The 13,908-nt window shown below is 42.7% G+C and carries 7 protein-coding genes; all 7 read right to left on the bottom strand.

The genetic code is table 11. The features are described from left to right. Positions 1 to 24 precede the first annotated feature (24 nt). Positions 25 to 3,612 (bottom strand): Ig-like domain-containing protein, encoded by a 3,588-nt coding sequence (locus tag DN752_RS23480; RefSeq protein WP_112786235.1) that lies wholly within the window; start codon positions 3,610 to 3,612, stop codon positions 25 to 27. Positions 3,613 to 3,628: 16 nt separating this feature from the next. Next, positions 3,629 to 3,769, bottom strand: a complete 141-nt coding sequence (locus DN752_RS24645; RefSeq protein WP_162633343.1) for a hypothetical protein — start codon at positions 3,767 to 3,769, stop codon at positions 3,629 to 3,631. Beyond that, positions 3,770 to 5,410, bottom strand: coding sequence for a RagB/SusD family nutrient uptake outer membrane protein (locus tag DN752_RS23475; RefSeq protein ID WP_112786234.1), 1,641 nt, complete (start codon positions 5,408 to 5,410; stop codon positions 3,770 to 3,772). It abuts the gene before it with no gap. 18 nt (positions 5,411 to 5,428) lie between these two features. Beyond that, a complete protein-coding gene (locus DN752_RS23470; RefSeq protein ID WP_245949384.1) occupies positions 5,429 to 8,731 on the bottom strand; it encodes a TonB-dependent receptor in 3,303 nt (1,100 codons plus the stop codon). Between the two features lie 147 nt (positions 8,732 to 8,878). Next, positions 8,879 to 10,018 carry a FecR family protein gene (locus DN752_RS23465; RefSeq protein ID WP_112786232.1) on the bottom strand — a complete coding sequence of 380 codons (1,140 nt, stop codon included), beginning with the start codon at positions 10,016 to 10,018 and terminating at the stop codon, positions 8,879 to 8,881. A gap of 560 nt (positions 10,019 to 10,578) precedes the next feature. Next, complete coding sequence (locus tag DN752_RS23460; RefSeq protein ID WP_162633342.1) at positions 10,579 to 11,139, bottom strand: RNA polymerase sigma-70 factor; 561 nt, start codon at positions 11,137 to 11,139, stop codon at positions 10,579 to 10,581. A gap of 1,186 nt (positions 11,140 to 12,325) precedes the next feature. After that, positions 12,326 to 13,891, bottom strand: a complete 1,566-nt coding sequence (locus tag DN752_RS23450; RefSeq protein WP_112786229.1) for a RagB/SusD family nutrient uptake outer membrane protein — start codon at positions 13,889 to 13,891, stop codon at positions 12,326 to 12,328. Between the last annotated feature and the right edge of the window lie 17 nt (positions 13,892 to 13,908).

Below are 13,908 nucleotides of genomic sequence, written 5' to 3'. Positions count from 1 at the left end.
TTTGACCACTTCTGGCTCAAGTGTTTATTTAACTTTCAGCTTGCCGATCATTAAATGATCATCACTTTCCGTATTTATCATAAGGTGGTAGACAAACATCTTTTTTGGATTGATGGTGATTCCAGTTAAGTTCCATTCAATTTTATGGTGGCCATCCTCCACCATACCTTGGTCCATCCTGGCTATTTCGTTGCCATTGAGATCATGAATTACCAACACGACATTGGCAGGCTCCCATATCTCATAGCCAATGGTAACCTCTTGATCAAATGGATTTGGATAGACTTTCACCTTTGGTTTTTTCGGCTTTTTATTTTTATCCTTCTTATTCTTTGGTTTATTTTTTTCATTAATACCTTCATTTTCCTCTACTTCTCCATCTGCTATATATGATGCATAAATGGAATAGATGGCATTTCCTGAATTACCACTGCCAAAGACTGCCGGCATACCATTTTCCCACTTTTGTCCCGAATCAAATCTCCCTGGGGTCCCTGTTTCAAAATAAATATTCGTAGGCTGCTCATAAACCCATGCCAACCATACCGTTTCTCCTGCCGCCACATGCACAGAGGATTCCAAGTATACCTCCTGCCATCCATCCTCATTGTTTACCGAGGTAAGTGGGGTCATGGCAATCCTGTTAGTGGGCACGCTATCTCCTTCATAGACGGCCAACAGCATGTGACCACTTCCCGCACGGTGGTACATCGTCACGCTTTCTATTTTGCCGTCCTCCGGCATGGTATAAGGGACTGCTCTCCTATTGGCATTATTGGTGGCACTTGACAATCTATTTGTAATGCCTACTGTCTGGAGCAGGGAATCGGGTGATTCTACCGTAAAACTGATGGGGGTAGAAAATATTTCGTTGGAAGAGCTGTCCAAAGCAGAAGCATACACATTATACACCCCTGCGGCAACATCATTCCAAGTAAAGGTATATGGAGCATCATAAACAGTCTGTATAGGGATACTATCATGGTAAAAGGTCACCTGTGACAATTTATCCATATTCAGCACTTGGGCGGTGAGTTCAATATCTGCCGGAGCGGCATAAGTACTCTCATCAACCGGACTACTTAAACTGACATTAGGAGATGAAGTAAGTACATAAGAAGCATAAAGGGAATACATGGCCGTACCCTGAGTTCCTCCCCCAAATAAAGTAGGCATTCCTCCTATCCAAGCTATATTGGAATCAAATCTCCCTGGACTTCCCTTTTCATATCGAATGCCAGGATTGCTTTCATACAGCCAAGCCAACCACACCGTTTCTCCAGCACTGACTTCCAAACTGTCCAAAAGACCAATAGTCTGCCAACCTTCCACATTGTCCACTGGGGTCACCGGAGTAGTGGCCAACAAACTATCTGGAGCTGTGGTGCCATTATATATGGCCAAAATCATCCCGTCACTGCCTGCATTATGGTACATGGACATACTTTCTATCCTTCCATCCTCAGGCATCACAAAAGGCTGGGCCCTTCTCTTATTATTGGTCGTATTGGTTCCCAGCACGTCCGTAATACCTACTGTGCCCGGTACCAAATCTTTCTCGGTGATGGTAACGAGGGTGGTATCTGAGTAAGCAAGTGCTCCTTCATTATCTTGCGCTGTTGCGCTAAGTGCATAATTACCTGCGGTAACATTTGCCCAATCCACGGTAAAAGGCGAACTATTAGCACTCCCCACTAAATTTCCATCCACGAAAAAGTCTACTTGTGCCACCTCCCCATCCGGATCATTGGCAGAAGCCAATAATTCTACTAGGGCCAAACCTGGGTTAATTTCTATATTTCCCGCTGATGGATTTGTCAGTTCTATACTAGGAGCTATATTTTCAGGATCCAAAGAGGCAAAAATGGAAAAGACCTTACCTTCTTCGGTAGCTGCTCCAAATAATGTGGGCAAACCATTCTCCCAGCCCTCTGAGGATTTGTTTACCCCTGGGCTTCCCGATTGATACCGGATTCCGGGATTGTTTTCAAAACTCCAAGCCAGCCATATCTTTTGCCCTAAGACCACCTCTATCGTGCTATCCAGTAAAACCTGCTGCCAGCCTGCAGCTGCATTGACAGCTGTAATAGTTGTTTTTTCCAATAAATCCGCAGGAGCCGTTTCACCTTCATACACCCCCAAAACCATATTCCCACTTCCACCTTCATGATAAATAGAAATTTCATTGATGGTACCTGGCTGTGTTACCTCCACTGGAACAGCACTTCTGTTACTTGCCGTGCTGATCAATGGATAGATATCCGTATTTCCCAAGGCCTGGGCTCCGTCATTGACGATTACAGAACAGGTGGCCGTTTTATTTCCATCTGATGTTACGACCGAAATAAGGGCCTGTCCCAGCCCCATTGCCCGGAGCAGTCCATTTTCGTCTACAGTCACCACATTGGTATTGGAAGAACTCCATGTAACTGAACGGTCACTGGCCATCAGCGGCATTACTTGGTCTACAAGCTGCTGATTTTCACCGACTTCCATCAACACCGAAGAAAGATCCAATATGACCGTGTCCACGTTTACCGTGTCAGGAGTATACCAAGTTTGTGGTAAATTGGGATTGGGCCCTGGGTCTTGGTTGAGAATGTTCAACCCACTGCTATATCTCGAATTTGTTCCATTGTCAAAAGTCACATTATCGAACACATAGGTATCGAATCCGAGGCTTTTCCAAGCATTTCCCAAAATCCCCACTTCATCGCAATTATGGACCGTATTGCCAATGATGTAGCATCCCGACCCACCGAACATGATCCCATTATCCGAGCTACGTTCTTCATAACCGCCCGAAACATTATAAATCACATTGTCTTCTACCCAAGTATCCCTCCACTCTGATAAACGATAGTTCTCATCTATGGAAATCGACGCCGCCTCCAATGTAATTGCCGCTTGATTATACTGTGTGGCCGTACCTGGAGCAATATCATATACCACATTGTCCCTCACGGTTACATGAAAGCTTTCCCCTTTTACATTGATGGCTTCTCCATAACCGCATTCGTGAAGCTCATTCCCTTCTATCCAGATATGTTCACAATTATCCGGAAAAGTCGCACTGTAATAACTCCCTGTACCCACATAAATCCCTTCTCCCCATTGTGGGTTTCTTTTTCCGGTTTCGTATATATGGTTGTTTTTAATATCAACATAAGTGGAGCTTAGGTGCACATGAATCCCTGCCTGTCCGGGTTGACTAATATCACAATCCATCACCACAATATGGTCGCTTGCTTCAATCACTACACTGTTTAATCCTCCCTTGATAAAGACTCCCTGAACGACCACATAACTACTATTAGCTATTTTGAAAGCCGTTCCGGTATTGGTCACCGTCTCGAAAACCACCTCACCGGTACCGTCCGACTTAATGACCAAAGGAGCATTCTCTGTAAATTGTCGGTTTTCGATAAGCACCTTGTCATAGGTACCGGGACTGAATACCAGATCGTCTCCCCCGTTGGCATTTTGAATAATAGTTGCCACATCATCTCCAGGATTCACCTGAATTACACTGGCCATAACTACCTGGGTATGGCCCAAGACCACACACAACATCAAATAAATAAAAGAATATACTTGTCTAGATACATACATGGAATTTTGGGTTAGGTTAATTTATTATCAAGTCCAATCGTTTTCTGGTAAGGCCATAGCTTTTCCATTCACCCCATAATATGGCGTTTTGATCTTCCAGTTGATAAAGGGACAGCAGCCAAGCTCCTGCCCCCATCAACTGTCTAACCATGAGCATTTACCAACCTGGATTATTTGAATTGATATTGAGATTATTATCGATCTCTTCTTGAGGAAGAGGGAAAAGAGGGTCCAAATTCAATCTGCCAATAGGCTGATCATATTTAAGAAGGGAATTATTAGGCATAAAGTCCGAATAAAAATGCCGTTTAACCTTCATTCCATCCCCAAAAACATTTTCAATTTCCCCCCATCTGATCAGGTCAAAAAGGCGCAAACCTTCAAAAGCAAGTTCTACCCTTCTTTCATGACGGACCACTTCTACTAAATCACCACTGTTTATCGGCGCCATGTCCACTGATGGCCGGGCCCTTACCTTGTTTACCCAAGTATAAGCCTCTGTATTACCTTGCTCAGCCAGCGCTTCTGCCAATATCAAGTACAGCTCTGACATCCTCATTACTGGGACATCCTGGCCGGACCAGCGTACATTGGCAAGATTGATCACTGTTCTGGTCATCTTTCGGACATTCATGCCCGATGGAGACCAACGATAATCATACTCCACCATATCACCTGCCGAATAAACCACATCCCACCTTAACGTGTCTCCGTTTTCATCCAATCGCTGATGTGTGTATGCAAAATCTTCTCCTGGGTATACTTTATAATCATCCCCTGGCGCAAAAATGGTATATTTTCTTCTGGGGTCTCCCTCTTCGAAGGCATCGTACAAATCCCTTTGTGGGAGGGCATACCCCCATCCATCCCCGTCAATTGCCGTTTTGAGAGTGGAAGGCAAGTCCCTGCACAATCGCTGTACGGCATGGTTTCCTCCATGGTATTGATCATTTTCCACAAATCCCCAATACCACAAAAGCTCCGGATTACTATCCCCTTCGTTTTCCAAGGCCCAAATTGCTTCAAAATCATCCATAAGGTGTTTCCCCGCTCCTTCTGCAATCTCAATAGCCTCTCTAGCAGCTGTTTCGGCATTGGCCCAATCCTCCACAATCAAATAGGCCTTGGCCAACATCGCTGCTGCAACTGGCTTGGATGGGGCTCCAGGATAGATAGGTGTCTCTTTCAGGTTTTCGGTTGCAAAGGTGAAATCGGCTATCACCTGCTCCAAGACTTTTTCCTTAGATGTTCTGGGCAAATGGAAATCTTCATAGCTGTCCGCCAACTCCAAATACAGGGGAATATCACCATAAAGCAATGTCAAAAACTGGTAGGAATAAGCCCGATAAAAAGCTGCCTCCCCCAAATAAGGAGCCTGCTGCTCTGCTGTAAAGCTTTCATCAGTAGAGTTTGGGATATTGGCCAACGCATAGTTGGCGGCATTGATACATTCATATGGATATCTCCACCAACTGCTCACATTTTCGTGGGTTGGGTTTATATTCCATTGTTCCAATGCCACCGATGCAGCCCTTACAGGCCGCCAATAGCTGTCATCTGTCAACGCATCCAAATGGATGGTCAAATCCCTGTAAAGCATATTGGCATTGCCCCTGTGCCAAGGGTCATAACAGGCGTTGACCGCTGCCCTGGCAGATTCGGCCCCCACGAAGAAATTTTCAGAATTCGGTCTATCCAAAGGATACCTGTCCAGAAAATCCTCTTCGCTACAGCTGGAAATAAATGTCACCAAGGAAAGGAGACGTACTATATTTTTTATGTTCTTTATAGAATTCATGGTTTAACTATTTTGGGTTTAAAATGCCGCTTTAACGCCTAATGTAAGTGTTCTCGGAATAGGAACTCCGGTAACATAGGCATTCAGCCCTGCCCCCGTCGCAGTAGAGTTCCCCACTTCAGGATTATGGTTCTTGGTAAAAGTATAAGCATTCTGCACACTAAAGTAGACCCCTAATTTGTCCACCTGTGCCCTTGAAAGAAGGCTCTTCGGGAGATCATAACTAAGGGTAATGTTTTGAACTCTCAAATAAGAAGCACTTTCCAACCAAAAATCCGAGAACTGCTCGTTTCCTCCAGACCCATTTTTGTTTAAAAGTGGAAAGGTGCCATCAGGGTTTTTGGTAGGATGAAATCGGTCATAGAGCCTCACATCTTCATTTTGAGCAAAACTGGTCATAAGCTGAAACAGGTCTGTTGATTGACCGGGCCCAAAGAATTCATCAGAACCGTGGGAACCTTGCAACTGGATCATTAAACTGAGGTTTTTGTATCCACCAGAGAGCATCCCTCCATAAAAGAATTCGGGATACCTGTTACCTATAATCGTCCTGTCGTATTCATTGACCACTCCATCTGGCTCACCGGTAAGGTTTCCCTCCTCATCGACCCCATTGATATCCATCAATGCGATATCACCTACTTGCTTGGTAGGGAAGTTTCCTCCAGCGTATTTATCCAATTCGCTTTCGTCTCGGATAAGCCCATCGGATTTATACCCAAAAAATGAGTGTGCCGGTGCTCCTACCTTATGCATATAGCTGATCCTGCTACCTCCCAACGTGATTTCATCCCTTCCTGCCAAATCAGTCACCTCATTTTTGACCCTGGTGATGTTAAAACTCACATCATAAAACCAATCCGAATTACCTCCTCTTGCTCCCAGCACCACTTCAAAGCCTTTGTTCCTTACATTACCTCCATTGATCACCGGAAAACCGGACAATCCGGAAGAGCGTGGAATAGGTTCTCCAAAAAGCATATCATATGTATTCTCTACAAAATAATCTACACTTCCGTACAACCGCCCATTTAGCAATGAAGCATCCAAGCCCACATTGGCCTTGTTGGCGGACTCCCATGTCACATCCTTATTGACTGCAGAAGTCAAGGTATACCCCAAAGCAGGGAGGTTATTAGATACGGCTCTTACCGCGACCAAAGCAGCACTGGTTCCATAAATTCCAATGGAATTCACATTTCCCAAAGAACCATAACTGGCCCTCAACTTTAATTCTTCCAACACTGAACTGTTTTCTAAAAAAACCTCTTCAGATATTTTCCAGGCAATAGACCCTGATGGAAAGACCCCCCATCTATTTTCTTCTGTAAGCCTAGAAGTTCCATCACGCCGTATAGTACCGGTAAACAGGTATTTATCCTGAAAGGAATAGTTGACCCTGCCAAACATGGATACCAATGCCCAGTCCCTGAAATAATTACTGTTGACTTGGCTAGTTGGGTCTCCTGCATCCAAGAACCTAATATCGTTATTAATGGTACCGGTTCGCTGCCCTGAGAGGGTTTCTGAGGAATTTTGTTCTCTTGAATAGCCCAGCAAAAAATTAATTGCATGATCATTGACATTCATTTTATACTTCAACAAATAGTCGTTGCTCCAATATACGTTTTCGAAAGATTCCTTATAAACGGTATTGACATTGGTACCTCCCCAACCATACTCTGGGGGCACCCCCGGGGTAAAATCCGATTGTTTCTTTCCAGAATAATTAAGGCTTCCCCTCACGGTAAACTCCAGGTTTTTCACAGGAGAAATTGAAACATATAAATTTCCCTGAAGCCCATTCCAAATGGCTTCCTGGCTGCTGTTTTGTGCTTCCCAGATAGGATTGACAAAGAAATGTTCAAGGCCGGGATTATGAATGACTCCCCAATCTCCATCTTCTTCCTTATTTCTGGTAAGTGGCACTTTGGTAAGGGCTTTCCGGTAGTAAGCTTGGTCACCATATACTTTATTGGAACTAATGTTTAATGAATTTCCAAACTTTAACCAGTCACGGATTTTGTGGTCAGTATTGATTCTAAATGTATATTTCTTTTGGCCTGTACCAATAACCATCCCATCCTGATCCACCATATTAGCAGACACAAAGTAATTGGAGCGATCTGAACCGCCCGCCACTGAAACATCGTAGGACTGTATCCCTCCTTGCTGAAGCATCAGGTCCTTCCAGTTGGTATCTACTCCTTCATAATAGGCCAAATCACTTTCTTCCCAATCCAAAGGGATGTTGGAGTTCTCATAAGACTCTGTCCACAGTTCCAAAAACTGATCTGCATTCAAAAGTTCATGTTTGAGATTTCCCTCGTTGCTGACACCCCAGTAAGCATTAAAGGTAATTTGTGGCTCCACATTCACCTTTCCCCTCTTGGTGGTTACCAGCACAACCCCGTTAGCGGCCCTTGCCCCATAAATAGCAGAAGCAGAGGCATCCTTCAGTACTGAAATAGACGCTATATTATTTTGGTTGATATTTTCGATGGAACTGGTAATTACCCCATCTACAACATAGATAGGAGATGACCCGCTTCCATTGCCAGTATTGATCGAATTGATCCCTCTAACGGTCACGTTAAACCCAGACCCTGGAAGACCAGAATTACTGGAAATCGAAACCCCAGCAGCCCTTCCCTGCATGGCATTTAGTGGTGAGGTTCCCGCTATTTTATCAAAATCTTCTGTAGAAACGGTACTGACGGCCCCAGTAAGGTCGCTCTTTTTAACGCTACCATATCCGATAACTACTACTTCGTCAAGGCCTGCTATATCTGCTTGCAGGACCATATCGATCTTTGACCGGCCTTTTACGGCAGTTTGGGAACTGATAAACCCTAAAAAACTGAATTCCAATACTGCTTCACTATCCACTGTTAAGCTGTATTCTCCATTTACATCTGTAACAGTACCTTTAGATGTCCCCTTTACCAAAACATTGGCGCCGGGCAAGCTCTCTCCTTCTTCATCCGTCACTTTTCCGCTTACGGTCATAGAGCTACCTTCTCCATCATTCAGACCAGCCGATGGTTTCTTTTTAAATATTATTGTACTGTCCCTTACTTCATAGTTGTATCCATAAGGAACAATTAGCCTATCCAGAACTGAAGAGACACTGGCCTCTTTTACAGAAATACTCATCTTGGGTAGACCAAGAAATAATTCACTTGGATATAATACCTTGAATTTACCTTGCCGCTTTATTTCTTTTAAGATAGATTCAAATGATTCATTTTCTATCTCAAGATCTAATGTAACAGACTGTGCATAGGTCTCTGCTGCTACTTTATTTAGACCACCTGACATTACCATTATCGCCAGAATGAGGGGTGGTAAGTATTTTTTACAGAATTTTTTGGGTATTATTGTAATCTTGTTGAACATAAATTTTAATTGTAAAAGGTTAAACATTTATTTAAACAGATTTAAAGGAGTGTTGGGAGCACTCCTTTTTCATTTTACGATCACTACATTGTCTTTTATTTTAAATTCCACAATTCCTGAAGCTTCAAGCATTGCCAAAAACTGACTAATTTCTTCGTAACGTACTATCTCACCAGTAAACCGTTGCGTTTTCAATGATTCATTCTCAAAAACCGCCTTGATATCATACCATCTCGCCATTCTTGAAAGGATAACTTGGAGTTCTTCGTTGTCAAAATACATCACACCGTCCTTCCACGCGATGAAATTTTCCACATCCACCTCTTTCTTTATCAGTCGGCCATTGGTCCTTGACAGACGAGCCTGATCATTGGGGTGAAGTACCATGTCTTTTCCAGTACTAGTTTCTAGAGCGACACTTCCTTCTACTAAAGTGGTGGTGATGCTATCTTCATCTTTATATGAGGTCAGATTAAAAGCTGTTCCCAAAACCTTAATGGTTTGAGATTGAGATTGGAGAACGAAAGGACGACTAGCGTCTTTGGCTACTTCAAAATAACCTTCTCCCGTAAACTCTATTTCCCTCGTTTTCTCGCCAAAAGAGGAAGGGTATTTAATAATAGATTCGGAGTTAAGCCAGACCTTGGTTCCATCCGCTAAACTCAGGGTAAACGACTCTCCCCTAGGCACTACCAAGGTATTCAACTGACGTATACCTGACGAAGTTGGTGCATCAGTATATTCCAGTTTTTTGCCTTTTGCCGATATTTTTGCATTTGGGTCTGCAATAGAAAACACACTATCGTTTTCAAAATCAATCTGTGATCCTGTAGATGTATATAACCGGACACTCCCCGTCTGTTGTGACACTTCTATTAAAACCTCCTCTTGGATGTCCTTATACTGAACTGTAGAGCTAATGGACCACCAAATCACCGCAGCTGAAGCCAGAAAAATCACTAAGGCTGCTGCATACCTCCAATAAGGTAATGGTCTTGCTTTTTGAAAAGTTATCCTCTCTTTTATTTTTGATGATGCTTTATTCGGATCTATTGGCACAAATATCTTCTGGGATTCATAAAACCTCAAGGTCTTTAGATAATATGTTTCGTGCCTAGGATCTTCGCTGATCCATTCCTCTAGCTGTTTTTCCTCAGCATCAGAAATACAGTTATGCGCTTTTTTCCAAATAAGTAAATAATCAATCATATTTTAGTGCGTTGTCATTTAAATGACAGGCAACATGGAAAAAGAGGTGACAAAAAATAAAATTATTTTAAAAAAAACTTTCAGCACATATATCTAACAAACGTATCATTCACGAAATAAAAATTCAAAACACACCATAAAACCAAAACACTATAGAAAAAGAGTACTACTCGTACTTTGAGACCAAAGTAGTGTAACAAGTAATAAATGACAGTAAACCTGAAATTAGCGTCGTTTAGTTAAGGGGGGTAGATATGGTCAGGTAGAGTGGCCCTGTCTAGCTGCTTTTCATGCACTTTCATCTCATCCTGACACTAGTAGGGACAGGCTACTACGATTCCTAATACAGGCCTAGAGGATTACAAATCCCCATTATTCCGGTTCGGGATTCCAAATCCCGAACAGCTAAATTCATGTATTTGTGGCAGCTGGTGTGCCAATAGCAACTTAAACTGACGGCTATGGCCTGACAAACAGGTCCGGTGAAGGTCAACACCTCTGACCAATTGATTTCATTGTACTTTAAAAAATCCTTCTGAACTACACTAAAATTATATGGATTAGATCAAAAAAAACAAACTGAACAATCCTGGGTCCATCTCTTTCCTTAGTTTTGACTTTCCCCTATGTAATTGTGTTTTTACTGTATTTACAGATAACTCCAATTGGCATGCTATTTCCGACACTTTCTTCCCTTTCAAATATTTCAGTTCAATGATTTCACGCACTTGATCTGGTAGCTTTTCCAAAGCTTCCAGAAGCTCCTTTTCTAGAAACGTGGCATCTTCAACATCCTCTGATTTGTTCATTGACAATGTTGCCTCCAAATATAAAACCTTGTGCTTGTCATAAACATGCATACTCTTCAATTTATTCAAACACCTATTTTTAACAGATTTGAAAAAGTAAGCTTCTAAAGATCCATTTAATTTGATATTCCTGGCATTTTCCCAAAAATGAATGAACAAATTCTGCACTAAGTCCTCGGCTTCATCCATATCATGAAGAAAAGTATGAGCATAAGTGACCAAATCATGATAATAACTTTGAAAAAGCATATCAAAATCTGCTTCAGTCTCAAGCTGAAAATTCCTTGGCCTTAGGTTATCCTTCAATTTCAAAATAAATCGAATGTTGGGCAATATTAATTGTAAACTAAATATTCTAAAAGTTTATTTTATTAAAAGCTATAGAATAAACTAAAGAGAAATGGTATTTTACAAAAACTAATTTACTTCTCAAACCCAATTAACGAAAAAAGGACGCCATCTTATAAATGAAATTGCCTACACTAGGAAAGCAGGGCAAACGCGTTTAGTGTTTTGAAGGGAAACCCTTTTCGTGTAGGCATAGCTATCATCCGTGCCGCTGGCACTCCTTCGGGAGGTTGAGGAGAGCTTAAGTTCCTGCGGATGAATCCGCAGGTTACTAAATTTATCGTGCCGCTGGCACTTTGCCCCGATTTATACGTTGAAAACCGCAGTAGCCTAGGGTCAAGTCAACGCTTAAATGACGGGTAAGGCGGTAGTGGATTTTGGACGAGATCAAGGCGCAAAAAATGCCCCTAGCCGTAGCTAAGGGAGTCTTTTTGCAACGTAGAGATAGGCCAAAAGCCACACCAGATTACACGTAGGTTTAGGTTTGGCTTGACACTAGATTGCCGAATGGCTGGATAGGCTGAAAGAATGATTACACACAAAAGGGTACGTTCCGTAGGAACGGCAGGTATAAATGCAAATAGGAACATTTTTTTTTATGGCTTTGCCCTGCCCATGGATATTATGCCCTTTCAGTTTTTTTCTTATTCTACTTGGCCTTTCTAGCTTAAGAATAAAACCAGTACAAATCTTAATCATCAGCGGCGCCTGTCACACCGAGGTAAATCAGCATTCTATCCGAACCATTCCCAATCTCCCAATTTTTCTGCCTCCCCCCTGTTCTCCTCATCCTCATAACCTCAGTTCGATTATAAAACCGTTTCCGTACAGTGGTCGGAACATGCACTGCGAGGCTTAGAGGGGGCTCTGAGCAGGGGGAAGCCGTGGCAGCTCGCCGCGGCGAGTTGCCACACCCTTTTCCAACCCACACCCTCCTAAAAAGGGTTCGTATGACGCTTTTAATGCTAAAAATAAATCGAGCTCAGGTTACTAAAGAAAAAACAAACAGAAAAACAAAAAACTCGTCAACGGCTGAAGACCTAGTCTAACAACCATTGACGAGTAGCACTTGCCCAAAATATACCCCTACACAGTGTGAGGAGCCTTAGTATTCACTTAATCACTTTCAAAATTCCATTTATATTGATCATTACCTATACCCGTTATTGGTTGGATCTGATTCAAGTAAGTTTGGATTCGTTTGCAACTCCTGTAATGGAATCGGCAGCAGCACGTGCCATGGTTTAATGTTCTCATTTGGTTTCCAAAAACGATATTCCAGGTTTTGGACCACATCCAAGAGTATTCCCCAACGGATCAGGTCATATCTTCTATGTGCCTCTCCGGCCAATTCCCATTTCCTTTCATCATAAATCGCTTCTCTGAACCCTTGTTGGCTTAGACCGTTGAGTGTCCATTCTGCTATGGTTTCGTAGGCACGTTGCCTTACTGCATGGATATATTGATAGGCATTTGCAGGGCCATTCAACTCATTTTCGCATTCGGCAGCCATAAGGTAAACATCTGCCAGGCGAAAGACCAACCTATTATCGGAGTGGTTAAATCTTGGAGAGGATTCGGTATCTAGGTTCATCATCTTCTTCATGTAAGGAAATACCAACTCATAACCAAGATAGTGATCCATAATATTTAGGGGTCTTCTCAAGTCGTTCTGTGGGAATTTCTCTGCAAAATCTTTAGAGGCTACCTGAAGTCCTGTCCCATTAAATGTCTGACCTTCGGACGTCAGTCCCTGAGACAATTCGTCCCTCTGGTCGGTATTTGCAGGCTCATCCCTCAACCGGGGGTTGAACATACTAGGCCTCCAGTTTCCATTTCCTGGTAGTTGGGGAACTCCTACTTCAAACTGCCCAACTATGTCCTTTGCAAAATCCAAGGCCCATATGATCTCATCATTATATTCCTGCTCAGGGTCAAACACATCGGCATATTCAGGCATAAGCTCATGTGATGACAAATCAATAATTTCCAAGCACTTATCCAGTCCAGCTTGCCAGTCCTGTTGTTTCATATGTATTTTTGCCATCACCATAGCAGCCGTCCACTTTGATGCCCTTCCCCTTTGGTCCTCAGGAATCTGGTCCCTTCTTGGCATATTGTCTTGGGCAAATTGAAGATCACGCAAAACCGCCTCAATGATCACCTCCTTATCAGTTCTTCCCAAGGTTCTAATCTCATTGATATCAAGGCTCTCTGTATAATATGGCGCATCTCCCCACAGGTTGGTAATGTGCCAATATGCCAAGGAACGAAGAAATATGGTTTCGGCAATGATAGCTGTTTCTACGGCATCGGGAATGGCCTCATTACCATCTACCTTTTCAATAATCAAATTACTATTTAGGACAATTTTATACAGGTCCCTCCAAGTATCAGCAACACTCATCTTCTGAATAGATACATCCGCCAACGCCTCATTCATAGAGTAGTTACCGATCGGTTCAAAAATGTCCGCCGCACGGTTCGGCTCTATTATATCTGCTCCATTATCATAGAATACGTCCAAACCAACCTGTCCATAAAGTGAGTTGTTTTTAAGGATGGCATAAATCCCTGTGACGGCCTGTCGGGCATCTGCTTCCGAACTAAAGAAATTTTCGGGGGCAATGATGTCCCTAGGTTTTTCTTCCAAGAACCCTTTACAACTGACCATAACAATGGCCAAACCACCAACTATTATATTTTTGATTTTCATAATTGTCAATTTTAGTT

Origin of the sequence: Echinicola strongylocentroti (assembly GCF_003260975.1) — a bacterium.
Lineage (GTDB): Bacteria > Bacteroidota > Bacteroidia > Cytophagales > Cyclobacteriaceae > Echinicola > Echinicola strongylocentroti.
This window is presented reverse-complemented; position numbering and strand designations above follow the sequence as displayed.

Bases quoted from the DNA above. Each gene is read 5' to 3' on its own strand.
- DN752_RS23480 (WP_112786235.1), bottom strand. From the start codon at position 3,612: ATGTATGTATCTAGACAAGTATATTCTTTTATTTATTTGATGTTGTGT.
- DN752_RS24645 (WP_162633343.1), bottom strand. From the start codon at position 3,769: ATGCTCATGGTTAGACAGTTGATGGGGGCAGGAGCTTGGCTGCTGTCC.
- DN752_RS23475 (WP_112786234.1), bottom strand. From the start codon at position 5,410: ATGAATTCTATAAAGAACATAAAAAATATAGTACGTCTCCTTTCCTTG.
- DN752_RS23470 (WP_245949384.1), bottom strand. From the start codon at position 8,731: ATGTCAGGTGGTCTAAATAAAGTAGCAGCAGAGACCTATGCACAGTCT.
- DN752_RS23465 (WP_112786232.1), bottom strand. From the start codon at position 10,018: ATGATTGATTATTTACTTATTTGGAAAAAAGCGCATAACTGTATTTCT.
- DN752_RS23450 (WP_112786229.1), bottom strand. From the start codon at position 13,891: ATGAAAATCAAAAATATAATAGTTGGTGGTTTGGCCATTGTTATGGTC.